General features: G+C 44.0%; 13 protein-coding genes. 3 read left to right on the forward strand and 10 right to left on the reverse strand.

Annotated features, from left to right (window positions below):
* Positions 1 to 463: 463 nt before the first annotated feature.
* The 5 genes from G457_RS21895 to G457_RS0117355 form a co-directional block, all read right to left on the reverse strand.
* Positions 464 to 13,234, reverse strand: coding sequence for a beta strand repeat-containing protein (locus tag G457_RS21895; RefSeq protein WP_211230241.1), 12,771 nt, complete (start codon positions 13,232 to 13,234; stop codon positions 464 to 466).
* A 705-nt stretch (positions 13,235 to 13,939) separates the two neighbouring features.
* Complete coding sequence (gene rho / locus G457_RS0117340; protein WP_026947571.1) at positions 13,940 to 15,676, reverse strand: transcription termination factor Rho; 1,737 nt, start codon at positions 15,674 to 15,676, stop codon at positions 13,940 to 13,942.
* Positions 15,677 to 15,863: 187 nt separating this feature from the next.
* Positions 15,864 to 16,556 carry a DNA repair protein RecO gene (gene recO / locus G457_RS0117345; protein WP_026947572.1) on the reverse strand — a complete coding sequence of 231 codons (693 nt, stop codon included), beginning with the start codon at positions 16,554 to 16,556 and terminating at the stop codon, positions 15,864 to 15,866.
* On the reverse strand, positions 16,556 to 17,140 hold the full coding sequence (locus G457_RS0117350) for a thymidine kinase (RefSeq protein WP_026947573.1): 585 nt from the start codon (positions 17,138 to 17,140) through the stop codon (positions 16,556 to 16,558). Before G457_RS0117350 ends, recO begins: the two co-directional genes overlap by 1 nt.
* Positions 17,141 to 17,143: 3 nt before the next feature.
* A complete protein-coding gene (locus G457_RS0117355; RefSeq protein WP_026947574.1) occupies positions 17,144 to 17,470 on the reverse strand; it encodes a 2Fe-2S iron-sulfur cluster-binding protein in 327 nt (108 codons plus the stop codon).
* Positions 17,471 to 17,502: 32 nt separating this feature from the next.
* On the opposite strand from G457_RS0117355, the gene G457_RS0117360 reads away from it, so the two are divergent.
* Positions 17,503 to 18,600, forward strand: a complete 1,098-nt coding sequence (locus G457_RS0117360) for a hypothetical protein (protein ID WP_026947575.1) — start codon at positions 17,503 to 17,505, stop codon at positions 18,598 to 18,600.
* Here the strand turns inward: G457_RS0117360 and rodA are convergent.
* The 5 genes from rodA to G457_RS0117385 are packed head-to-tail and all read right to left on the reverse strand — an operon-like array spanning position 18,597 to position 24,056.
* Positions 18,597 to 19,871 (reverse strand): rod shape-determining protein RodA, encoded by a 1,275-nt coding sequence (rodA, locus tag G457_RS0117365; protein ID WP_026947576.1) that lies wholly within the window; start codon positions 19,869 to 19,871, stop codon positions 18,597 to 18,599. The two genes, G457_RS0117360 and rodA, sit on opposite strands and share 4 nt — an antisense overlap.
* Entirely contained in the window at positions 19,871 to 21,673 is a 1,803-nt protein-coding gene (mrdA, locus tag G457_RS0117370) for a penicillin-binding protein 2 (protein WP_026947577.1), read from the reverse strand. Before mrdA ends, rodA begins: the two co-directional genes overlap by 1 nt.
* Positions 21,670 to 22,194 (reverse strand): hypothetical protein, encoded by a 525-nt coding sequence (locus G457_RS0117375; RefSeq protein ID WP_026947578.1) that lies wholly within the window; start codon positions 22,192 to 22,194, stop codon positions 21,670 to 21,672. Before G457_RS0117375 ends, mrdA begins: the two co-directional genes overlap by 4 nt.
* Positions 22,184 to 23,020, reverse strand: coding sequence for a rod shape-determining protein MreC (gene mreC / locus G457_RS0117380; protein WP_026947579.1), 837 nt, complete (start codon positions 23,018 to 23,020; stop codon positions 22,184 to 22,186). The genes G457_RS0117375 and mreC overlap by 11 nt, the downstream gene beginning before the upstream one ends.
* A gap of 7 nt (positions 23,021 to 23,027) precedes the next feature.
* The gene (locus G457_RS0117385) at positions 23,028 to 24,056 is read right to left on the reverse strand and encodes a rod shape-determining protein (protein WP_024283781.1); all 1,029 of its coding nucleotides are present in this window, start codon (positions 24,054 to 24,056) and stop codon (positions 23,028 to 23,030) included.
* 328 nt (positions 24,057 to 24,384) lie between these two features.
* On the opposite strand from G457_RS0117385, the gene G457_RS0117390 reads away from it, so the two are divergent.
* Both G457_RS0117390 and nusA read left to right on the forward strand, forming a co-directional pair.
* The gene (locus G457_RS0117390; protein WP_026947580.1) at positions 24,385 to 24,858 is read left to right on the forward strand and encodes a ribosome maturation factor RimP; all 474 of its coding nucleotides are present in this window, start codon (positions 24,385 to 24,387) and stop codon (positions 24,856 to 24,858) included.
* Positions 24,859 to 24,863: 5 nt separating this feature from the next.
* Positions 24,864 to 26,105, forward strand: coding sequence for a transcription termination factor NusA (gene nusA / locus G457_RS0117395; protein ID WP_026947581.1), 1,242 nt, complete (start codon positions 24,864 to 24,866; stop codon positions 26,103 to 26,105).
* Positions 26,106 to 26,159: the final 54 nt, after the last annotated feature.

Consider the following 26,159-nt stretch of genomic DNA (forward strand, 5'->3'; position numbering starts at 1 on the left):
ATTCATAAAACGAACTTATTTAAGTTTAAATATTCGTTCTTTTAATTGCACTTAACAAGCAAGTATAATGAAATGTTCTGATTTAAAGAGAAATTCAGAATAAAATTTTTAAATAGAAGTCAAAAAATTATAAAATACCGTTTAGGGATTTTACTAGGTAGGGTCCCCTTTGTAAGGGATATTGATGTTTTTTCACGGGTCTCATCTTCATGCGATTCAAGGATTTCTTGGTAAGAGTAATCGCAATTGATAGGAATGATGAAAGAATTGAATCTGTTTTAAGCGGGAATTCCAAAAATATTGAAGCCTAAAATGTGCTTCATTCTGTAATGAAGCTTAGAATCTCTCTACTTAATTAAAAATTAGCTGCATTTGAAATAGTATGCAGGATCTTCTGAATGGCTGTCCTTGAAAAAAGAAGCCATTCAATAGGAATTTATAAAGTTGAAATAAAAGGGTTTCGCTAGCGTCTTAGGACTACCTTGTGATACTCTCGGTTTTCGCCCCAGCTAATCTCTAAGGTGTAGACTCCGGCAGCCTTATCTCTCAGAATCAAGGATAGTTGTTGACTGAGAAGCTTAGCAGATTTACCTGAAATACTATCGAATACACCTGTCGCTGCGATGACTCGAATAGAGATCTCCTCGTCATTGTAAACACCCGTATCGATCATCTCCAAGTTGATGGGATCTCCGGAAGTCGGATTCGGGAATACTCTCCAATAAGTCACTCCAGACATTGGGTCGACTTGGATGGCTCTGATATCACTATAGGTAGAGTCTCCATCAAAATCAAATTGCTTCAATCGATAGAAAATATCTCCTCCCGCTAGAGGTAGCTTGCGATCTTGATAGAAATATTCTACCGGTCCATCGGAATAACCTGCTCCTGTCACCTCTCCTATTTTTTCCCAATCGGTAACATTATTGACAGAGCGCTCTATTTCAAAGCGATCATTTTCCCATTCTTTGGCAGTTGCCCAACTTAAATCCCCAGAGCGAAGAGCTGCATTGTAATCAGCCTTAAAGTAGAGGTATTCAATTGGAAGAATTCGGAAATTAGGGTAGCGGATATAAACTACGCCTTGGAAGCCATCACTTCCGCCTGTTCTTCCGGCACCTCCGCCTGAACCATAGGTAGTAGCAGGTAAGCCTCTTCCGGTATTGTTTCCTCTACCTCCTGCATAAGAGGCTCCATAAGGGCTTCCTCCCATTCCAGGTTCATTAACAGCAGCTCCAGAAGAGGTTCCTCCTCCTCCAGCACTATAATAAACTTCCTCATCTGAGATGTCGTTCATGACTCCATTTCCGCCTGATCCGGCGCTTAGAAGTGATGCATCTCCATTTCCATTTCCACCCCCTGCAGCTGCACCACCGCCACCTGCACCAGAACGGCCAAAGCTTTGCCCATAGGCTATTCCGCCATCATTTCCTCCGGAATAGGTTGCCAATCCTCCTGTAGAGCTATCAGTACCATGTGCTGCTCCACCGCCTCCGGAGGCACCGTCTCTACCAGTTCGGATGATACCATCTGTGCTAGAGGATCCACCACCGCCACCACCAGCAGCGTTTAGGTCTACAAATGTATTTCCACCAGTATAATCGAATGATGTCCCTGTAAACGATGAGCCATATCCATCTCCACCTTGCTGTCCTGAGCTTGTCGCCCCAAAGCCTTGTCTACCCGGGGTAACTTCAAAAGTAGCACCTTGCAATCCGGGCAAGCCATTCATGGTGATTCCGGTATACTGCTGATAAATTACAGCACCACCACCGCCACCACCAGCAGCATCTCCAAAGCCACCGCCGCCGCCGCCACCAACGACCAATACCTCGAATTCATCCAAGCCATCGGGAGCGTTCCAAGTCCAAGAGGAACAATCACCAGTGATGCGGATTATAGTGAAGCCTTCTGAATCAGTGTATTGGAAGACCTCTCCGGTACCTATACAAGGAGGTGGAGTAGTACAGTCATAAGTAAAGACAATCCTACCATTTGGTCCAGCTGTGCTCACAATGGCCTGAGCCAGTCTATCACCAATTGGTTCGGAAGGACCTAGAGGGGTCACAAAAACATCTGTCCCGTCAAATACCGCATAAAGTGTAGAACCAGGAGTTACAGGAATTGTGACCGGTGCCGGATTACCTCCGTCCCCAAATACCTGGATCGTCACTTCGCTAACTCCTACACCAACGGAGTAGGAGGAGTTTCCACCTGCTTCTAAAAACTCGGTACTACAGTTGATGCCAAATGGAGCTGTATTGTTTGTAGGCACTGAATATGGGCATTGATCGGCAACTCCTTCGATGGAGTTGATAGTCAGGATGGTTGTTCCCTCATTGGAATAAGGGAGAGATGCGAAAGTAAACTGACCTGCATTGGTGACGGTCACCGTAATCGTTTGATCTGCAATCTCATTTGCTCCGCTTGTACTGTAATTTATTATGTAGTCTCCCGGGGTTAGATCAGGACCGTAAACGGTAAATGTAGAAACATAAGGAGGAGATGATCCAACAGGTGGGTTGTTTACCTCAATATTGGAAATAGGGTATGTCGGATTATCTACTGTGATGGTACCTGTCGCATTTACTGACCCACATCCTCCAGTCAAAGGGATACTATAATTAAATACTCCTACCTCAGATGGTGTACCTGATATTGTAATGTCTCCTGAGCCAGGATCAAAAGAGGCACTTATTCCTAGCGGCAATCCGTTTGCTCCTGCTATACCTTCATTCGCTATTCCTGTGGCTCCTGTAGTACGATGGATAAGTGTAATTGGAACGGCTGTATCTAGACAAAGAACTGGATCAGGGTTGACTGGGGTTACTGTGTTTTCTGGAGTAACAGTGACAGTGACTATATTGGATGGTGCTGATATACATGAAACTCCATTCAGAGTCGAAACAACGATTCTCTGGAATTCTGTGGTCTCTGTCAATGCCGGTGAATCATATGTTTCTCCAGTAGCTCCCGCAATTGGAGTCCAGATTGGGTTAGAAGCATTCCTAAACTGCCAGATATAGCTGATATCATCACCATCGCCATCCCCTGCATCAGTACTTGTAAATGCGACAGGGTCGTCTCCAATACAAATGGTTTGATCAGCTGCTATTGCTCCAGGAAGAGGCTCGCTTTGCAGCGTAATGGTCACCGGATCAGAAGGTGGTCCTTCACAGAAATTGCCACCCACAGTTGAAATAGTATACCTTCTATATTGAGTAGTTTCTGTAAGGACAGGAGGAGCGAAATCAGCACCTGATGGATTACTTGGAACGTCTACCCAGTTTGGAGTAGAAAGATCAGTGTTCATTTCCCATCTGTAGGAAATCACAGACCCAGGGTCTTGAGGGGCATAAACATCCCCAATAATAGGATCAGGTGTATCTCCCTCACATATGGTTTGGTCGCTTGCTATGTTGCTTACATCAGGGACATCTCTTACTACAATCAAACCTTCCACTCGTACCTGCTGGCAGGATCCTGTGGTAAAGACCTCATAGGTATATTCACCAGGAGTTGTTGGAGAACCGCTAATTCTCAAATTAACTCCATTCCAAATAGCTGAAAGACCTGCAGGTAGTCCTGTAACTATTGGACCGTCCAATCCCCCACCAACTGCATATTCGATATCTATAATTGGAGAATCCTCGCAGACAACTTGACTATCATCAGTTCCTGGATCTGAGGTTAATCTAATGAAAGGGGAAAGTGTTCCGAAGGAAATATCATCCAATGCAAAGTCATTACCACCTAGTGCAGTATTTAGATTGACAATTTCAATGATTGCAGTTGTGGCAGTTCCCGAGCTCCAGCTTGGATTGGATCTGAATTCTCTCCAGTTATCTAACCCTACCTGAGCTTGACTAGTTGGCTCTGGGGCTGTGGATAAATCCAGAACAGTACCTACTAATTGACCATTGATTTTGAATTGTAGTCTAGCATTTGATGCAGGGTTCAAATTCATCGCCCAAGCGGAGAAATAGTACTCTGTAAACTGCTCAACCGTGACCTCTTGTCTCCAAATAACGGGCTGTCTAAGAGGACTACCTATTAGCGCACCTCCATTAACCATCATGAAGTTTCTAGGTCCAGTCGCATTGTTGGTATGGTCTCTACCATAAAAATTAGTATGATATCCTGGAGGAGTGGTTGTGGTGCTTCCGTGAGCATTTACATTCACTGCATAATAACCTTCAGGCCATAAACCTGTTGCGGGATTACCATTGACATAATATGCTTGATTTTGAGTGTATTCAGTGAAGAAGCTTGGATTTGCAGGATCAAAATTGGTAAAGGATCCATCCACGATTAATTCCTCAGCGATACTGATTGACGATGTACTGGTACATCCATCAGGCGAGGTAGCTGTTACCGAATAAGATCCGGCGATATCTACAAGTACTGAAGAGGTTGTCTCTCCGGTATTCCATAACCAAGTTGTTCCAGTCACATTTGAACTTGCCACTAAAAGCACACTTCCATCTACAGCACAGTAATCCGCCTGAAGGGTAATTACTGGGGTTGGGTCAACAGTAATAGTGAAGGATTCTGAAGGACCTGGGCAACCATTCACCGTAGGTGTTACTGTAATGGTGGCAGTAATCGGACCTGAACCAGGGTTCTCCGCAATAAATGCAGGAATGTTTCCAGTGCCGGACGCAGCTAGACCAATCGATGGTTCACTATTCGTCCAATTATAAACTACTCCTGCGACTCCATTACCCGTAAAATTCACAGCTGTGGTAGATTGGCCAGAACAACCGATATCTTGATCTGAGATAGGATCTACAGTTGGCATAGGCCGGACCAGCACATCGACTTCGAAGGTATTCCCAACACATCCGTCTGGAGTGGTAGGAGTGACTGTATAGGTGACCGTCTGATCCACCAATGAAGTGTTTATCAAGGTCTGTGAAATAGTGGTTTGAGGAGTAGCCACATCAGACTGACCTGTTAAATTTCCATTTGAAGATACCGTCCAGGTATAAGTCGTTCCAGCAGGAACCAAGCCATTAGATCCATCTAGCGGGATTACTTCGAAATTCTCCCCACTACAGATTACAGTTCCTGTGATATCTGATATGACAGGGGTCACATTTACTTCCGTGGAATTGGTCACAGCTGATACCGCCGTACATCCTCCAGCATTACTGTAATTCACCGAAACATTCTTGGTACCGCTAGTTAACCAAGTAAGAGTGACGGTGTGATTGGAAGACCCTATACCTCCGGAGGTAATGGTGTAATCGGTTCCCGAAGTCCCTGGGATTGTCCAGATATAGTTTGATTGTCCAGGTTGCGTAGTGTAAGTGACCGGAGCTCCTATACAAAGATCAGCGGTAGGAGCATCTGTGAATGTTGGAACAGGTAGAGGATTGACATCAATAGTATTGGTGACAGCTGATGCGCCTTCACAATTATTCGAATTACTATAATTTACAGAGACAATTTTGGATCCAGCAGATAACCAAGTTAAGGTGACTGTATTGTCAAAAGGTCCAATACCTCCAGATGTGATCGTATAGTCTGTTCCCGCAGTTCCTGGGATTGACCAGGTATAATTATCCTGACCTGATTGGGTAGTATACGTTACCGAGCTACCCACACAGATATCAGTAGAAGGTTGTGCTGTAAATGTTGGTACAGGTAGGGCATTAACGAAGGTAGTATTGACAACAGCAGTTGCTGCGGAGCAATTATTGGCATTGGTATAATTGATCGATACGTTTTTGACACCAGCTGTCAACCAAGTAAGTGTAACTGTATTGCTAGCAGTCCCAATACCGCCAGAAGTTATCGTGTAATCTGTTCCAGCTATTCCTGGCACTGTCCAGATGTAGTTGGTTTGACCCGATTCAGTAGAATAAGTTGCCGAAGTTCCTACACAAACCTCAACAGGAGGTGCATCGGTGAATGTTGGTGTTGGAAGCGAATTGACGATTGTGGTATTGACTGTAGCAGTTGCTGCTATACAATTATTGGCATTGGTGTAATTAATTGATACATCTTTTGCACCAGCCGTCAACCAGGTAAGCGTGACTGTATGGCTTGAAGCTCCTATTCCACCTCCTGTGATATTGTAGTCTATTCCTGCTGTTCCAGGAATAGTCCAAGTATAATTAGACTGACCCGGTTGGGTAGAATAGGTTACTGATGTTCCAACACAAACTTCAGCAGGAGGAGGGGTGATAAATGTAGGAACAGGAAGAGCATTGACGATTGTTGAATTGATTGTTGCGGTTGCAGCTGTACAATTGTTGGAGTTTGTATAATTAACAGAAACATCCTTGGTGCCATCCGTTAACCAAGTTAGCGTTACGGAATTGTCAGTGGTTCCAATTCCACCACCTGTAATGTTATAATCTGAACCAGCTGTTCCCGGGATGTTCCAAACATAATTGGATTGACCTACTTCGGTAGTATAAGTTACTGATTCACCTACACAAACTTCATCTGGGGGAGCAGTAGTGAAGGTTGGTACAGGCAGCGCATTGACAATCGTAGAAATGACAGTAGGCGTGGCAGCAGCGCAATTGTTTGAGTTGTTGTAATTTATGGAGACATTCTTGGTTCCAGAAGTTAGCCATGTCAACGTCACTGTTTGATCTGTTGTCCCAATTCCGCCTGCGGTAATGGTATAATCTATTCCAGCTGCTCCAGGTACTGTCCAATTATAATTGGATTGTCCTGACTCAGTGGTGTAGGTTACCGAAGTGCCTGCACAAACCTCTCCTGAAGGAGCAGGACTTAAAGTAGGAACTGGCAATTCATTCACCACAAAGGCTCCAGAAATACCAGAAGTTTGATCAGGTCCACAACCGCCTGAACTGGAAACTACCACGTAATAATATCGAGGTGTGCCATCAGCCACATCAGAAGGTGGAGTAAATGTATCTGAGTCTGTTCCAACCGGAGTGTCAGCTCCAGTATTAATTACTCCAGTAGTGTTGCTGTACCACTGATAAGATAAGGTTCCAGTTCCTATTGCAGTCACCGAAATCGAGCTAAACGGACCCTCACCCTCGCAAATTATTTCTCCTGTAAGATCCTCATTTTCAATAGATGTCAACGGGTTAACTATGAACGCACCGGATATTGTAGTGGGAACGGTACCGCAGGTACTTGACGCTGTAGCATAGTAATATCTCGGTAATCCATCTGCAACACTTGCATCAGAAGGAGGAGTAAACATGGTTGGGCTTGTTTCTCCTGAAAGCATAACCCCTCCTGTATTATCTGGGCTTGTATTTTGATACCATTGATAAGTAACCGCACTTCCTCCATCCCCCAAAGCGGCCACATTCAGTTCTTGAGAAAAAGAGTCTCCAAAACATATCGTTTCATCCAAAACATCGGGATTGTCTGTTATAAGTGTTCCCGAAGGATTCACAATACGGACACCTGAAACGGCAGAAGTTTCGGTACCACAGTCTCCAGAAACAACTACATAATAATACGAAGCTCCTACAGGTGTAGAAGGGGGAGTATATGTGTTAGAATTTGTTCCAACCTGCGTATCTACAGAAGTATCAATGACTCCGGTGGTATTTCTATACCATTGGTAAGATAAATTTGATCCAAGTGCCACAACAAATAAAGGATCAAAACCATCTCCAAAGCATTCCAGTACATTGGTATTATCAATCTGTGTAATAATGGAGGTGTAAACACCTACCTCTATGGTATTGCTGGCAGGACTAGGTACAGAGCATCCATTTCCATCCGTATAATTTACTGTGACTGTTTTCGACCCAGATGTCAACCATTCAACAGTTACTGAGTTACTAGTCGTTCCAATTCCTCCCGCAGTGATGTTGTAGTCCGTACCTAAGTTTCCTGAAATATCCCAGTCATAGTCGAATTGACCACCTTGGGTCGTATAAGTTACCACATCATTGAGGCAGACAGGATTAGATGGTTCCACCGTAAAAGTAGGGGCGGGGAGGGGATCCAAATTGATGGTATTGGAAGCTGGGGAGATGCCTGTACATCCATTTGCATCTGTATAATTTACAGTGACGGTTTTGGTGCCATCCGTTAACCATTCAATAGTCACTGTATTGCTACCAGTACCAACTCCTCCCGCGGTAATATTATAATCATTCCCTAACGTACCGGAAAGGGTCCATATATAATTGGATTGCCCTGTTTCGGTAGTGTAAGTGACTTCGCTTCCAATACAAACCGGATCTGTAGGTTCAGTAGTGAAGGTAGGAACAGGAAGAGGGTCTAGGGTAATGGTATTGGAAGCTGAGGTAGCACTAATACAACCATCGGGATTGGTATAACCAACCGTCACAGTTTTATCTCCATCAGTCAACCATTCGATGGTCACTGTATTACTACTCGTGCCAATACCACCACCGGTAATGTTATAATCAGTTCCCTCAGTCCCTGTAATTGTCCAGATATAGTTGGATTGGTTCGACTGGGTGGTATAAGTTACCTCGTCCCCAATACATGTTGGATTGGAAGGCTCAGTGGTGAAGGTCGGAACAGGCAGAGGATCCAGGTCAATAGTGCTTGTTGCCGGTGAGGAGCCAGCACAACCACTGGAGTTTTCATAGTTGACTGTTACAGTTTTTTGCCCAGCAGTCAACCAAATGATTGTTAATGTATTGTCGGTTCCAGCGGTTACGGTAAAGTCTATTCCTTCATCACCGGAAATAGTCCAATCATAATCTGAAATTTCTGGCCCTGACTGTGTTGTATAAGTGACTTCCTCACCTATACATACTATTCCGGAAGGAGCAGTGGTGAAGGTAGGAACCGGGATCGGATTTACAGTGATTGTATTAGATACAGGGCTTGCTCCTTGACAGCCATTGGAGTTTTCATAATTAACAGTGACAGTTTTAGTTCCATCTGTCAGCCATTCTATTGAAATTGTATTAGTAGTTAATCCGCCTGCTACAATATTATAATCTGTGCCTTGAACTCCAGAGATATTCCAAGAATAATTCGAACGTCCTGATTGGGTAGTATATAAAGATATATCACCAATACAAAAATCATCCGATGGTTCAATTAAGAAAGTAGGATTTGGGAGGGGACTAACTGAAACCGAGCTGCTAATAAAGGAAGGAGCAGAACATCCGTTTGAATTCGAATAACTCAAGAATACTTGTTTGGTGCCTTGAGTCAACCAAATCAGAGTTAAAGAATTGTCTGTACTTGTTCCACCAGAGGATATAGAATAATCAACTCCCTCCGTACCAGATATCTGCCAGTCGTAATTGAATTGTCCGGTTTGAGTTGAATAAGTTACCTCTTCCCCAATACACACTACTCCAGTGGGTTGGGTAATAAATGTAGGTGTTGGTAGTGGGTTAATAGTTAGGTTTCGGGTAGCAGTGTCATCTGAACAACTTCCTGAGCCTGCTACTGTGTAGCTAATAGTAGTTGTACCACTAGAAAGAGCAGTGACTTCTCCCGTCGATGCATTTATTGAGGCTACTGCTGTATTACTTGAGGACCAAGTGCCTCCTATTGAAGTTGAGCTGAATAGGGTAGTTTCGCCTACACAAAGTTCATCCGCCCCACTTAAGGTCCCTGCATCAGGCGCTTGGGTTACTGTAATGGACCGGGTTTCAAAGTCATCTGCACAGCCTCCTGAGCCTGAAACCGTGTAGGTAATAATTGCGGAACCTGCAGCTATTCCGGTCACAAGCCCAGTTGAAGGATCTACTGTGGCAACAGCTGGATTTCCGGAGGACCAAATACCTCCTGAAGTAGTAGAGGAGAAAGTTCTTGTTCCTCCTTCACATACCTCCTGTACTCCGCTCAAGGTTCCTGCATCAGGTGGTGCAGTGACAGTGATAATTATACTAGTCTCAGGTGCAGGACAGCCCCCACTGGCAGGGAGGGTATAGAATATTTCCGCTGAACCTGCGGAAACTCCAGTTACTAAGCCTGTGCTGGAAACCGTGGCAACAGCTGGATTAGATGAAGACCAGGTTCCGAAGGCCGTTGAAGATAAAAGCTGAGTATCTCCTCCTATACAGATATCCTGATTTCCACTGAGGGTTCCTGGATCAATAGGCTGATTTACAAAAACTGTTCTGGAAGAAGTGGCTACCGAACAGCCCGTTATGGTATATCGGATCGTTGCTGCACCCGCGCTTACCCCAGTAATCACTCCTGTTGTGGGATTGACTGTGGCAATAGAAGGATCTGCTGATGACCAGACTCCTCCAGTCATGGTAGAAGTAAATGTAGTCGTACCTCCGACACAAATAGATTGAGGGCCATTGACAATGCCCGCATCCAAGGTGTAAGTAATTGTGATTCGACCAGCTCCGCCTTCACCTCCATCTTGATTACTTCCATTTCTTCGGGCACCTCCACCACCCCCTCCTGGTTCCGCACCTGGCTCACCAGGAGTGTTTGTAGAAGTGTTAGCTACACCACTACCTCCAATGCCTCCACCATCAGGAGCTGTAGCTCCATTTTGATTTGTTGCATCAATTCCATTTCCACCTGGACCTCCTGAAGAACCACCTCCTCCACTTCTTCTACTGCCACCTGAGTTATCTGCATTCGCTCCATCACCTCCAGTTCTTCGTACTTCTCCAACGCCCAATAATGCTCCATTTCCTCCAATTGATGAGTTAGTTGATGCCCCCTGACCTCCATTTGCTACTACTAAATTTGAACCGAAAACAGAGTTGCCTCCATTTATGTCTGAATTGTTCCCCCCAGCTCCCACAGTATAATTGAAGAAATCACCAGGATTAACTGTAATAATTGATCGTGAATAACCACCACCACCACCACCGGCTCCATATCCATCAACAGTTCTTCTACCACCTCTTCCTCCACCTCCCCAGGCTTCCACAATAATTTCTGTCACTCCATTCGGAACAACCCATGTACCTGAAGGATTAGTGTCAAAATCCAAAGTCTCTACACAGCCACAATCTTCTACAATGATAGTTCCTGTTGCAAAGGCTACTCCGCAGGTTCCCAGCAATTCTATGCTGTAGTTGAAGGTTCCCAGCTCTGTTGCGTTGCCTGTTATGCTTATTTCTCCGGTAGAAGAATTAAATGTGGCACTTACGCCCGTAGGAAGTCCATTAGCGCCATCTATTCCATCTCCAGATATTCCGGTAGCCCCAGTGGTACTATGGGTAAGATTAATGTCTCCTGTGAAAAAACAGAATGTATCGGAAGAACCAGGGGTGACTGTTTTGCCCGGATTTACTTGGATAGTTTTTGTAACTACTGCAGGACTACAGGAACCACCGCTAGCAGTAAGCTGCAAAGTGATTAGGCCTAATGCGCTATCGTTTGGGCCTGCTGTATAGGTTGCATTGGCAGGATCATTGGCATTGGTCCAGGTACCATTTCCATTCAAATTAGTCCAAATGCCACTTGTAGCGGCACCACCTATGCTTCCTCCCATTGGTGCCGAAGTCTCGCCATCACATATTTCTGCCAAGGCTCCTCCTGCATTAGCTGTTGGGCTAGTGGTAATTGTTAGCGTTTTGGTTGCTGTAGTTACTCCACAATCCCCCCCGACTGTCGTTAAGGTTAGGGTAATTGTTCCTGACTCGGAGGCCCCAGCAGTATAGGTCGCATTAGCTGGATCAGTAGGATTAGTCCAAGTACCGGACCCTCCACTCCAAACTCCTCCCGCAACAGATCCCGATACGGATCCACCCATTGCCGAAGTAGTTTCCCCTTGGCAAATACCTGCTAAAGCGGGACCTGGGTTTGCTTGTGGAAGTGCATTGACTAGAATGGTTTTTGAAACTGAAGTGGTGCCACATGCTCCACCCGTAGTAGTGAGGGTCAGTGTGATTAAACCAGATTCTCCTGTTGATGCAGTGTAGGTAGCAGAGGCAGGATTGTTAGCATTCGTCCAGGTACCGGCCCCTCCACTCCATGTGCCCGAAGTAGCCACTCCCCCAATACTCCCTCCCATAGGAGCCGAGGTTTCTCCCTGACATATGGCCGCCAATGCACCTCCGGCATCTGCTGTTGCACCGGGGTTTACTGTAATGGTTTTTGAATCGCTAACCGAACCACAGGAACCTCCTGATGTGGTCAGGGTTAAAGTGGCAGTGCCACTATAAGATGCGGGTGGTGTCCAAGTTGCGTTTAGAGCAGTTGCACTTGGGCTGAAAGTTCCTCCAATTCCGCCGTCAGACCAAGTTCCACCTGTAGCTCCGCCACCCACACTGCCTCCTAATGGAACAGAACTATCTCCTTGGCAAATGGCAGGAAGTGAGGAGCCTGCATTAACAGTCGGGCTTGGGTTTACTAAGATTGTTTTGGAATCGAAAGTATCACATCCCCCGCCTGTAGTAGTTAAGGTAAGTGTAGCAGTTCCAATATAATTAGCAGGTGGAGTCCAGGTCGCATTTAAGTTTGTAGCACTAGGGCTGAAAGTACCTCCAATTCCTCCATCAGACCATATACCACCTGTAGCGGAACCACCAACACTCCCACCGAGACCAGCGGATGTTCCTCCTTGACAAATTGGGGACATTGTTGGGCCAGGATTAGCTGAGGATGAACAAGCAGGCTTTAAAGCAAGTAATATTGACGAAAAGGGATCATTCTCATTATTTTCCAGCTCAGCATCTCCGTCTCCAGTATTCCCAGTATTTGGATTAGGAGCCCATGCAGCACCCACAGATAAATCGGCACTTCGTCTGGATGTTTCTTCAAAAATCTCATTTAACGGAAGGGTTCCTGGACCAGGTGTATTTGTATTCCAGCCGGAATAGGTTCTGTCGTCAGCAACCACGCCGAGCATAACAATTGCATTTCCGGGAGTTGGAGGAGAAATTGCACTTGCCGTCAAATCATCAGCATCACCTACTACAGGAGTTCCTATTGCATCGAAGGGATCTGTGGTGTCAACTCCGGAAAAGACAGCAATTCCACCTACAATGCTTTCTGCTTGATTATCTGCATCAAAATCGAAATTTCGGTTTGCGACATCTCCAGCATCAGCGATCTTATAAAGCCAAGCTACAGCCCACCTATTATCTCCCTCAGAGGCGAAAACCCCTGAAACAATGGTTGTCCATCCACCTAAATAACTTCCTTGGCCTAATTGGTCACGATCATTGTCACTTTCTGCAATATTTACGATCATCAAGTCTCCAACTTGCAAATCTGCTGGAGCCGTTAGAACTATTGAACCACCATTGCTCGTATTGGTTGCCGAACCTCTGAGAGCTATCTGCCCCAATACATCTCCGCTTCCAAGGCTTAACAACAATCCAAAAATTAATAGAAATTGTCCTACGAATTGGCTGAATTGCTTTGGATTTGAATAAAAAAGTGCCTCTTTCCTTCTTATATAAAGGAAATGGTCCAAAAGTATGATCAGAAAACATCCCAATAGGGAGCTCTGAATTATTTTCCTAAAAATTTTAATCAAATTTCGTTAACACTTTATTGTCACAAACATACAAAAAAATACTTTTTGTATTTTCTGACAAATGTCATAAATCGTTGAAAAATAGTAGCCTTACAGAATAATTTTAATTTTTGATCAAATTTTCAGAATTCTACACTTTTATCAACTCAAATATGCAAATATTTTCCTGATCTCTTTTTATGCTAGGTAGGGCCTTTGAAATATTTTTGAATACAAGAGTTTGTTCCGGATCCAAAAGTTTATTTACAAGAATCTAGCTAGCTTCCTTTTGCTATACAAATGCTATTAATTATACAAAAGGAGTGAAAATTATTCAGTAAATCACTATTAACCAAATACTTAATAAACAAAGCAAATTGGGTGGTTTAAAATCCATTTTCTTATAGATAATCTGTAAAAAATAATAACCTATAAAAACCGCTTTAAGAATCTGCGCATAAAAAAAACCGACTCTTTCGAGCCGGTTTCGTTTTTTATAACAGGACACTTGTGCTGAACGAGGCCGAGGCATCGGTCACCCAACATCAAACATCGGGTTTTTTACCCATTCATACTGATCAAAAACTCTGCATTGTCGCGAGTTCCTTTCATTCGGTTGAGTAGGAATTCCATGGACTCTTGAGAGTTCATGTCGCTCATCAACTTGCGAAGAATCCACACACGTTGCATTTCTTCCTTGTCCATCAGCAAGTCCTCGCGTCGAGTACCGGAACTCAAGACATCGATCGATGGATAAATTCTTCGGTTGGCTAGCTTTCTGTCCAAAGCCAATTCCATATTACCGGTTCCTTTGAATTCTTCGAAGATCACCTCATCCATCTTGGATCCAGTTTCTACAAGAGCTGTGGCGATGATAGTTAATGAACCGCCATTTTCCACATTTCTCGCTGCCCCAAAGAATCGCTTGGGCTTATGCAGGGCATTGGCATCCACACCGCCGGAAAGGATCTTTCCGGAGCTAGGCACCACAGTATTGTGTGCACGGGCAAGTCGGGTGATGGAGTCCAAAAGGATAACCACATCATGGCCTACTTCTACCATTCGCTTAGCTTTTTCCAAAACGATGTTGGCAACTTTCACATGACGCTCGGCTTGCTCATCAAAAGTGGAGGAAATCACCTCACCTCGTACGGATCGGGCCATATCGGTCACTTCTTCCGGACGCTCATCGATCAGCAAGATCATCAGGTGTACTTCCGGATGGTTTTTAGCAATTGCGTTGGCGATTTGCTGCAATAAGACCGTCTTACCAGTTTTTGGCTGGGCTACGATCATACCTCGCTGACCTTTTCCGATAGGAGCGAAAAGGTCCAAGATTCGAGTAGAATAGCCGTCTGGTTTGGCGGAAAGGTTTAATCTTTCTTCAGGGAAAAGCGGAGTGAGGTACTCGAAAGGAACGCGATCACGAATTTCGTCTGTCGTCTTTCCGTTGACAGTGCCGATTTTCAAAAGGGCAAAATATTTTTCACCCTCTTTAGGTGGTCGGATAGAGCCTTTGATATGGTCTCCTGTTTTCAGGCCGAATAGTTTGACCTGACTCGGTGATACATAAATATCATCTGGAGAAGCCAGATAGTTATAATCCAGTGAGCGTAGGAAACCATAGCCTTCTGGCATCATTTCCAATACCCCTTCATTTTCGATGACTCCGTCAAATTCCTTAGGACTGACATAGGTCTTCTTCTTATTGCTCGGGACTGTTTCGGCTGCAGGAGTATGAATTTCATCTTGAGACTTGAAGTTTTTGCGCTTTGGAAGCTCTACTTCAGGTTCAGCTGCTGCCTCTGGTTTTGCCTTTTCATCTTTGGACTCGTTGGCTACGTTGACCTCTTCAAAAACCTTGCGTCTAGGTCTAAAAGTTTTGGGATTTTCATCTCCGCTTTCCTGTCTTTTTTCAGGTCTTTTGGGAGCTTCAGCCTTTTCAGGTTCTGCCGCTTTTTTCTCTGGCTTGCCTTGCTCTTTAGGAAGTTCGGTCACATTTTGTCTTCGGAATTTTGGTTTGAATTCCGGCTCTTCTTCCTTAGCGGCTGGTTTTTCTTTCTTTTCTGGCTTTGCTGCCTTTGCAGGTTCTTCGGCTTTGGGAGGCTCTTGTGTTGATTCTGCTGCTGAAGGTTTTTTCTTAGGGAGGGCTTGCTCTGGGGTGATAGCTTGCTGGTCGAGGATGGCGTAGACGAGTTCGTCTTTTTTGAGGGATTTGAAGTTTTTGACGCCCAGTTCCTCGGCGATTTCCTTCAGTTCAGACAGTAATCTGATTCTGAGTTCTTCTATGTTGTACATAAAGAGAGTATGAGTGAATGATAATAATAGTGTGCTTAACGCGGTTTTGATCGCAAATGAAGATCGTAGCAAAAAAGAACTGCTTGAATTGTTCAGGACAAAGTGGGATGCCTGTTCACCTGCGGTATGTCTGCAATATTACAGCTATATCTTAGATTTAACAAATATTTGTTTTTTTCTCTGATTTTTATTGAGCCATCACATTTCGGATGATCGCGATGGATTTCCAAACTTGATTGCTATCGAGTTGCTCTCCATAAAAAACCAGCAAAAAGTCCAATAATTTGCCTCGAAGCTCCTTTTTAACTTTCAATTGGCAGGAATAAGAATCCTTCATCAGACACTCTAGGTATTCGATAGCCTGCGAAAGTTCCTGCGCATCAAATGGCAAGGAGCGACTTTCGTCCAATAATTCGTGCGGAGTTTCAGGCCCAAACCCGATAAATCTGGCCATCTCCAGAAGAAATACTAGCGGAAAGTGCTTGATTTCCTGTGTATTTCGGTCCAAACACAGAAGTGAATTTTTGAGCCAGTCGAATAATTGTTCGTTGTGATAATTTTCATAAATCGACTTGGCAACTGCCTCTGCCAGAAAAAGTGCAATGCTTGTGCGGGGAAATTCATAAGGAATCAGTGCAAAGGGATGGGCTAGTTTGGACTCGGAGATTCGCTGCAGTCCCGAATTTTCCTTTTCATAGACTACTAAATCCAAAATGGTCATCGGTTGATAAAGTGCTGCTTTTGATTTGGCACCAGCTTTTCTCACTCCATTGATGATGTAGGATTTTAGTCCGAGCTCACGGGTAAATATTTTGACGATCAGGCTTGTATCCCTGTACCGGATTGAGTTGATGACTATTCCCTCAGTCTTTTTGAGCATCAGCGTTTGTCTTCAAAAAAACATTTGCGGCAACGCGCCTCATAGATACTATGCTCACCCAGCATTACTTTCTGTTTGGAATCGGAAAGTCGGAGGGAAAAAGCAGCCAAATCCCCGCATTTCATGCAAATCGCGTGGACTTTGGACACATACTCTGCTACTGCCATCAACTTGGGCATAGGCTCGAAAGGCTGCCCTTCAAAGTCCATGTCAAGCCCCGCCATTATTACCCGCTTGCCCTGATTGGCGAGTTGGGTGACCACGGATACGATTCGATCATCAAAAAATTGCACCTCATCTATCCCTACCACATCACAGTTTCCGCTGAGTAGCAGGATATCTTCTGCAAAATCCACTGGAGTGGAGCGGATCGAGTTTTCATTATGGGATACTACCTCCTCTTCGTGATAGCGAGTGTCAATTTTGGGTTTGAAAATCTCAACTTTCAATCGGGCGATTTTGGCACGGTTTAACCTGCGAATCAGTTCTTCGGTTTTTCCGGAAAACATGGATCCACAAATCACCTCAAGCTGACCTTTCCGGTCATGAGTACCACTTCTACGTACAGATGGTTCTATAAACATGCCTTACTCGCTGTAGTCTAGATGGGGGAATTTGTTGATTTCTGCCACTCGGATTCGAAGATCACCTTCAGGAATATCCGTTTGGCAGCAAAGTCTTTCATCCTGTTTCAATCTTCCTTGTTTTTTGTAGAAAAGCTCCCGTTCATTGGGTGCGTCGAGATTTTCAATCCCTGAAACGACGATCATTTTGCAACTGGTACAACGACCTTTTTTGCCGCAGGCATGCATCCAATCGATGCCGTTTTCATGAATTAATTCAATAACTTTACCCGAGCGATTGCCCGAGTCCAGGGTACGATTATATAGGTTCTCTATCACTATTCGGGACATTTCTTCGTTGACTTTAGTAAATCACCAAGTGAATGACAACTCAAATTAACAGCAAATATTTAGAAAATTACGCCAAAGCGTACTCCGAGACCGTCTGCGAACGGTTTTTTACTGATCGGCAATTCATCTCAGGACAGGATATCGTTGGCTTGACCAGCTCTGTCCAAGTTAATTTCTTTGTGATCAAGCATCTCTTCGAGCTGTGGCAGAAGGAATTACAGAAACTGAAAAGCAATCCTTATTTCGACTATCGGGATATTTCAGTTCATGAAGCCTTAACCCAGTTTATGAATGTGCTATCCCGAAGAATCCGAGTGGAGAAAGGAAATTTTCAGCCCTTACTCGAAGAGGCGGTGAAAAGAGCTGTAGAACTGGCCACTGATCCTGTGAGCTATTATCAATCTGAAATCGATCAGGCCCCGGCAAAGCAGATCAATGAATACCTGCGCGAGAATAAAAAGTACTATAAATGGCATGCTCAATTGATTAATTTTTTGATCGACAAGGCTGGGTTTGGTCAGGAGGCGTCAGACTATAAAAAAGCCATCGCGGCCAATTACCAAGCAGTGAAGGATCAATTGGAGTCCGTCAATTTGCTGCTTGCCACCTTGGGCGATGTCAAAGCTTTTGACCTCGATGCTTATCTACAAAATGACAGTCAAACTGAAGCGGAAGCCCTTGCCCCAAACCCAAAGACGGAGGAGTCTGCTTCTTTCTTTGAGAATTTCGAAGAAGAGGAAGTAAAAGAAGCTCCTCAGGCAAAAGTGGAAACTACACCTGAGCCGGTTGCTTCTACTCCAAAGAGTCCAAGTCCAAGCGCTTCAGGTTCGATTCAAGTGACGCAAGTTCGTGCTAGATTTTCTGCTGAAAGTTATAAAGGGATGAAAGGGATTATTGGTGAATTGTCGGAAAGCCTGGCCATCAATCAGCGTTTCATGTTTCGAAAGGAGCTTTTCGAAGGTAATGATGACTTATTAACTCATGCTTTGAAATCGCTTGATGCCTGTGATTCATTGGAAGACGCCATCGAATTAATTAATCATCGATACCTACCCGAGTTAGGTTGGGAACCCAATTCAGAGCCAGTGGACGAATTTCTTTCATTGGTCTATAGACGCTTCCTGGATTAACCCAATCGGCCCAATTGCTGAGAACGGGATGCATCCATTTTGATAAAGATGAATAGCAAAATAGTAAATGACCACAAGGAGGATCCTCCATAACTGAAAAATGGAAGTGGAATTCCCACTACCGGGAAAAGCCCGATCGTCATCGAAATATTAATCATAAAGTGGAAAAGAATGATAGAAAGCACGGAGTAGCCATAGACTCTGGCGAATCGTGTTTTCTGTCGCTCTGCCATGACGACCAGCCGGTAAAGCAAAGTCATAAACAATCCGATTACTACCAAGCTGCCCAACCAGCCAAATTCTTCCCCTAGCGTACAGAAGATAAAATCCGTGTGTTGTTCCGGTACAAAATCAAACTTGGTTTGGGTGCCTTGCAAATAACCCTTTCCTAAGAATCCACCTGAACCAATGGCAATTTTGGACTGGGTTACATTCCAACCAACTCCAAGCGGATCCAAGTCAGGGTTGAACAAAACCATGATTCTGTTTTGCTGATGAGGAGGGAGCTTGGATACCACAAAATCGATACTGTAGCTGTATCCTATCATCACCAGGGCAATCGCTCCAAATACCAGCGTCCTTTTCCAAGATCGCTTTCCGATGGATACTAATAATAAAAAGATTAGCCCTATTCCTATTGCTAGGTATAAATTGTTTTCAATACCCAAAGCGAGTAGAGACAGGGCAATAAAACCAAGACCCAAGATATAATAGCGCTGAGGAAAACCTTCTCGATAAAACATGATGAAAAGCGCAAAGTAAACCATTGCCGTACCCGTGTCAGGCTGCAGCAAAATCAGGATTACAGGTGCCATCATCACTCCCAAGGCAATAAGTTGGTTTTTGGTTTGAGAGAGATCGAAATTCGGCCTTTCCATCACCTTTGCTAGCGCGAGTGCTGTTGCAAATTTGGCAAATTCGCCAGGTTGTATCCTGAAGGAGCCAACTCCTATGGAAAGTACCTGCCCATTAACTTCTTTTCCCAGAAAGGGAGTCAATAGAAGTAAAACAAGGAAAAAGAGGTAAACCGGAAGGGCAAGATTTTCAAAAAGCCGATGATCAGCGGCCATGATAACAAGGATAATCGCCACCGAAGCACCGATCCAAACAAGCTGCTTACCCGAGTTGATAGAAAAGTCGAAAATGCTTTTGGCAGCCTGCCCGTCAAAAACCGCAGCATAGATATTAAACCAGCCTATGATGACTAAGGCAAAATAGACTAGTACGGTAGGCCAATCGACGCGACTGATGGGGAGATCGTTACTTCGCATTAATAGATGAAATTATTGGCCAATACATATTCTTCTAACTGGGGTCTGGTGATTTGTCCTCGAAGGTACTTTTCAATCATCAAACTCGCCGTACTTGCTGCAGCTCGACCACCCCATCCCGCATTTTCTACATAGACAGCTATCGCAATCTTCGGATCATCCTTTGGTGCGAAAGCCACAAATACAGAGTGATCCTCTCCATGTGGGTTTTGGGCTGTTCCTGTTTTACCGGCAATCACCAAATCTTGGATAATAGCCCGATTTGCTGTTCCGTAAAGTGCCTCCGCCATTGCGTCTTGAATTAGATCAAAATGCTTGGGGTCAACACCTACATCATTTTGGATTCTGAATTTGGCAGGGATTCTAGTAGGATCTCCATCCACTGCTTTGATAAGATGCGGGGTGTAATAATATCCTTTATTTGCGAATATGGCTGCCAAATTGGCCATTTGTAATGGAGTCACCTGTAATTCTCCCTGCCCAATTGAAAGCGAGTAAATAGTCGAGTATTTCCAGCGTCCTTCACCATAGACTCGATCATAAAGTTGACTGGAAGGGACATCCCCACCGTATTCGCCGACCATATCTACCCCGAGTTTTCCCCCAAGTCCGAATTTCATCACTTTTTCCCGCCAGGCATCCAGACCAATCTGGGTATCCTTAAAGGTATTGCTGGAGATCTCCTGATTGATGATCCTTCTGAAAGCCTGATGATAATAAGGGTTACAGGAATTTCGGATAGCTCCGAAAAGATTGACCGGAGAAGGATGATTATGGCAGGCTACCAAAGATCTGTTGCAAGTAAAGGTCGTCTCTGGAAATATGATCCCTTCTTGTAAACCAATCAAGCTCTGCACAATTTTGAAGATGGATCCGGGTGGGTAGCGGGCCATGACCGGACGATTGAGGAAAGGCTTGCTATCCAAGGAGTTCAGAATGGAGTAATTTTTTCCAAAATCAGCTCCAGTCAATTCATTTGGGTCATAAAAGGGAGCGGAAATCATCGCCAATATCTCACCTGTCTTTGGTTCGATGGCCACGACTGATCCTGTTTTCCCCTCCATCAGATGCTCACCGTATAGCTGAAGTTCTCGATCCAGTGTTGACGTTAGATTGATTCCTGCAACGGACGCGGTATCGTAAGCCCCATCTTTAAATGGTCCCTTATCTACGCCTCGGACGTTGACCATTTTGTATTTGACCCCTTTTTGACCTCTCAGTTCATCTTCGTAGAATCGCTCCATTCCACTTAGGCCTACATAATCACCCTGTTCGTAATAGTCTGAGCTGTCTCTCTCGAGTTGGCGGGCATTGATCTCACCAATATAGCCAAGAGCATGAGCTGCAATAGGGGTAGGGTAGGAGCGCACAGATCTCGTGGTGATAAATAAGCCCGGGTAGTCGATGAGGAAATCTTGAATCTTGGCAAAATCCGTTGAAGAAATTTGCTTGATCAGCGGAGATGGCTTGACGGATGAATACTTTTTAGCAGCATTGTAAGCTGTGACTAGGTCTTCTTTTTCAATCCCAAAAATCGAAAGGAATTTAGCCGTGTCCTTTACAGAGAACTCCTTGGGTACGACCATCAGGTCAAAAATAGGATTATTGTAAACGAGGAGTTCGCCGTTTCGATCATAAATCAATCCACGATAAGGATGATCCACCACTCGCTGAATGGCATTTCGCTCTGCCCTACGGGTAAAGCTATCGTCCATTACCTGTATCATAAAAAGCTTGGTCAGCAAAACTAAGCCAACTAAGGAAATGATGATAATGATGACAAACGGCCTCTTGTCGTTCATAGAATACTCCTCCTTCTTTTATAGAACAACGCTTGTACAAGTATAGCCAAAAGCACCGTTAAAATGGAGGAAAAAAAGCTTTTGTTTAGGATATTGAAAACACCCATGGTTCCCCATTGATCTACTGTGAAAAACAAAAGAGAAAACAAGAATGTCATAGGAACAATATAGGTCAAATACCAACCTGTGCCCATTTCCTGAAGGGTAGGGGAAGTTCCTTCGTCGTATCCACCCGTTGGACTGATGATTCGTAGCCAGATAGGTCGAAAAAATCCTATAAATGTAGTGCCGACCGCATGAATTCCTCCCGTATCGTAAAACATATCCACGGTCAGTCCAACTAAGAAACTGATCACCAAAAGCGAAATGGTCGATATGTTGACAGGTAGATGTAAAATGAGCAATAGATAAATGAAACAAAGGGCAACGCCAAAGAGTGCCAGGTTTTTCAAAAAGAATATCTGAATAACCAGCAGCAGCATTCCCCAGATGATTGTCGAAAAAAGATTTCTAATATTCATCGCTTATCTCGGCTTGTTGATAGAGAGAATCCCGCTCCTCAATGGATGTATTTCTGACCAAATACACATAATTTAGCTTGCTGAAGTCAGCACTCAGTTGTACACTGATATCCAGGTAATTTTGGTTTTCAGATGGATTGACGCTTTTGATTGTGCCAATCAAAATCCCTTCCGGGAAGACCGCGTTGTAGCCGGAAGTGATTACGGTGTCTCCAGGCGAAGGCGTCACGTGTCTAGGTACATAGAGCATTTTGGCCACCTGAGTATCTTTTCCATCCCAGTTGATAGATCCGAAGACATCGCTTGATTTGATTTTGGAAGAGACCAAGAGCCCGGTATTTAGGAGGGAAATACCTACGGAGAAGTTTTTGGAAACCTCCTTAACTCTTCCCACTGCACCATTTTGGGTGAAAATCCCCATTCCCTCTGTGACTCCATCGTCCGCACCTCGATTGATCGTGATGTGATTCTGAGCTAGACGCAGGGTTTGGCCTACTATTTTACCACCGATGATTTCAAAGGAAGCCTTAAAACTGGAATCCAATGGGGCGTAGGAAACACTATCCATGGAATTTTGACCAATCAACTCCTTCAGCAAGCGGGCATTTTGAGCGCTTAGCTCATCATTTTCTTCAGAAAGACTGAAAAATCCTGTAATGTCAGATTGAGTTTTCAATAATGATCCGGAGATGGCCATCGAGCTATTGAAAAATGCTGCTCCTTGGGGAGAGTTATTTCTGACCACCATCCAGATGGCGATGATTTCTAATAAGACAAATAATAAAAAGGCCCTTAGTTTATAAAGGAATTCGAAAATGCGTAGCATTCGGGCTTTAAGTCATCAATACGGTTCGGAAATTATGCAAGTTTTTCAGCGCTGTGCCTGTTCCTCGTACTACTGCACGAAGGGGATCTTCAGCGATGTGAATGGGCAATTTGGTTTTTTGATGTAATCGCTTGTCCAAGCCTTTAAGAAGTGCTCCTCCTCCGGTGAGGTGGATACCATTATCATAAATATCCGCTGAAAGTTCCGGGGGAGCAATCTCCAATGCTTTCAAAACAGCCTCTTCTATTTTGGAGACTGATTTATCCAGAGCAAAGGCAATTTCAGAATAAGACACCTTGATTACTTTCGGGATACCGGTCATCAAATCCCTGCCTCTGATTTCGTAATCTTCTGGTGCGTCATCGAGTTCCGTAAGTGCAGACCCGATGGCAATTTTTACCTTCTCGGCAGATCGCTCACCGATGAGTAAGTTGTGCTGTCTCCGCATGTAGTCCAATATATCTTTGGTGAAGGTATCACCTGCCACTCGGATGGACTGATCGGCTACAATACCTGAAAGCGCGATCAAAGCGATCTCAGTAGTACCTCCTCCGATATCTACGATCATAGATCCCATTGGCTTTTCGATATCAATTCCGATACCAATTGCCGCAGCGATGGGCTCAAACACCATGTATACCTCCTTGGCACCTGCATGCTCAGCAGAGTCACGTACCGCTCGTTTTTCTACTTCAGTGATCCCAGATGGGATACAGATGACCATCCGATGCGATTGCGGGAACATTCCTTTTTTCTGTCCGGGGATCATTTTGATGAGACCTCGGATCATTTGCTCAGCGGCGTAGAAGTCGGCGATTACTCCATCTTTCAGTGGGCGGATTGTTTTGATGTTTTCATGCGTTTTCTCATGCATGTTCATAGCTTCTCTTCCGACCGCAAGTACACGGTTATTAGTCTTGTCAATCGCAATAATAGAGGGCTCGTCCACCACGATTTTATCTTTGTGGATAATCAGCGTGTTGGCAGTACCAAGGTCTATGGCAATGTCACTTGAGAAAAAATCAAATAATCCCATTTTTATTTTGGTGTTTTTGAAGGTAAATGAAGTAGGGTCTAACAGCTCTCAACAAGATACGCATATTAAACGGAGGTCGGCAAAATTATTATGTTCTGACCACAAAAAGGAATCTCTGGGCATATTTTTTGGATCAAATTTCAAGCCGTATATCTCAGGCTCTTAAAATGTTTCATTTCTTTTTAATTTTTATTTGAATGGATGGTGGTTTCTTTAAATTTCCTCTTGGGGGGAGAATTGGTTTTCGATTAAATTTATTTTACCTTTGTGCCGTATTCGATAGTTTCTAGAGGGGACCACATGTCCCCTCTTTCATTATGCTTACTGTATGAATGATTTGAAAGATAGACTTGAGGCTTTGGTTATTGATTGTCTGCCGGACGAAAGTCATTTTCTGGTGGATTTACAGCTGATTTCCAAGTCTAATCAGCTGCTATTGAATATTCTGATCGATGCAGATGCAGGACTGACGATCGACAGTTGTGCAAAAGTGAGTCGGGCAGTGTCCGGAGAGATTGAGGCATTAGAATTGATCGATTCGGCTTATCGAATTGAAGTTTCTTCTCCAGGAGTGGATTTTCCACTTTCTTCTGAAAGACAGTATAGAAAAAATATCGGGAGGGAGTTGAAAGTATTTCTTCAGGACGGGAAGGAATTGAAAGGAAAACTAATATCGGTCTCCGAATCAGGAATAGTTTTGGAGGCTAAAATGAAAGAAAAAGGAAAAAAAGCGGTATTACAGGAAGTAAATGTTGCTTTTGAGGATATCAAAAAATCAGTTGTACAAGTATCTTTTAAATAAATCAAATGGATGCCAAAGTCTTAATAGATTCCTTCGCTGAATTTGCGAGATCTAAAAATGTGGATCGACCTACCATGATCCGTATTCTTGAGGATGTATTCAGAGCCATGATCCGTAAAAAATTTGAAACGGACGAAAACTTTGACGTGACAATCAATGCTGATAAAGGAGACTTAGAGATCTTCCGTATCCGTGAGATTGTGGACGACAATTCTGAAGATATTTGGGATTTTGATAAAATCAGTCTGACCGATGCACGCAAAATCGAACCGGATTTTGAGATCGGTGAGGAGGTTTATGAAAAAATCGAACTGGAAGAGTTTGGGCGAAGAGCTGTGCAGATGGCTCGTCAGACTTTGATCCAGCGAATCAAGGACTTGGAGAAGGACATTCTTTTCAATAAATATGAAGAATTGGTCGGAGAGGTAGTCTCTGCTGAGGTTTACCAGATTCTCGGCCGTGAGATTCTTATGATTGATGGAGAGGGGAACGAGCTGATTTTGCCTAAAGGAGAGCAAATCCCTAAGGATCGATTCAGAAAAGGCGATACCGTGAAGGCCATCGTCCACAAGGTTGACATGATGAATGGCAATCCAAAAATCATTTTGTCAAGAACATCTCCTGTTTTCTTAGAGAGACTCTTCGAAAATGAAGTTCCTGAAGTTTATGATGGCTTGATTACCATTGTAAAGATCGTGCGAGAGCCGGGAGAGCGAGCCAAGGTGGCTGTAGAATCTTATGATGATCGGATTGATCCAGTAGGTGCATGTGTGGGAATGAAAGGCTCAAGAATTCATGCGATTGTGCGTGAATTGCAAAACGAGAACATCGACGTGATTAATTTCACAGAGAATTTGGACCTTTATGTAGCCCGTGCATTAAGTCCTGCTAAGGTATCTTCATTGAGCGTCAATGAGGAAACTCGTCGGATTTCTGTATTTCTAAAGCCCGATCAGGTATCTTTGGCAATCGGAAAGGGCGGATACAATATCAAATTGGCAAGCCGATTGGTAGGATATGAGATCGACGTGTTCAGAGAGCTGAATGAAAATGAGGAAGAAGACGTCGATTTGATCGAATTTGAAGATGAAATTGATGCTTGGATCATCGATGAGTTGAAGAAAACCGGTTTGGATACGGCTCGTTCCGTATTGGCTTTGACCAAAGAAGATTTGGTAAGAAGAACCGAACTGGAAGAAGAGACTATCGAGGAGATCTTCAAGATATTAAAACAAGAGTTTGAATAAGTCAGGGTGTTTAGCCCGTAGAATTATCCAATAGTAAAAAAGATTTCGAAAGCG

This window comes from Algoriphagus marincola DSM 16067 (genome assembly GCF_000429405.1).
In the GTDB taxonomy this organism is placed as follows: Bacteria; Bacteroidota; Bacteroidia; order Cytophagales; family Cyclobacteriaceae; genus Algoriphagus; species Algoriphagus marincola.

What these genes read in the sequence shown, in the direction of transcription:
- mrdA (WP_026947577.1), bottom strand. Translation starts at nt 21,673, where the DNA reads ATGAACGACAAGAGGCCGTTTGTCATCATTATCATCATTTCCTTAGTT.
- G457_RS0117350 (WP_026947573.1), bottom strand. Translation starts at nt 17,140, where the DNA reads ATGTTTATAGAACCATCTGTACGTAGAAGTGGTACTCATGACCGGAAA.
- rodA (WP_026947576.1), bottom strand. Translation starts at nt 19,871, where the DNA reads ATGCGAAGTAACGATCTCCCCATCAGTCGCGTCGATTGGCCTACCGTA.
- mreC (WP_026947579.1), bottom strand. Translation starts at nt 23,020, where the DNA reads ATGCTACGCATTTTCGAATTCCTTTATAAACTAAGGGCCTTTTTATTA.
- G457_RS0117355 (WP_026947574.1), bottom strand. Translation starts at nt 17,470, where the DNA reads ATGTCCCGAATAGTGATAGAGAACCTATATAATCGTACCCTGGACTCG.
- G457_RS0117390 (WP_026947580.1), top strand. Translation starts at nt 24,385, where the DNA reads ATGAATGATTTGAAAGATAGACTTGAGGCTTTGGTTATTGATTGTCTG.
- G457_RS0117375 (WP_026947578.1), bottom strand. Translation starts at nt 22,194, where the DNA reads ATGAATATTAGAAATCTTTTTTCGACAATCATCTGGGGAATGCTGCTG.
- G457_RS0117360 (WP_026947575.1), top strand. Translation starts at nt 17,503, where the DNA reads ATGACAACTCAAATTAACAGCAAATATTTAGAAAATTACGCCAAAGCG.
- nusA (WP_026947581.1), top strand. Translation starts at nt 24,864, where the DNA reads ATGGATGCCAAAGTCTTAATAGATTCCTTCGCTGAATTTGCGAGATCT.
- rho (WP_026947571.1), bottom strand. Translation starts at nt 15,676, where the DNA reads ATGTACAACATAGAAGAACTCAGAATCAGATTACTGTCTGAACTGAAG.
- G457_RS0117385 (WP_024283781.1), bottom strand. Translation starts at nt 24,056, where the DNA reads ATGGGATTATTTGATTTTTTCTCAAGTGACATTGCCATAGACCTTGGT.
- recO (WP_026947572.1), bottom strand. Translation starts at nt 16,556, where the DNA reads ATGCTCAAAAAGACTGAGGGAATAGTCATCAACTCAATCCGGTACAGG.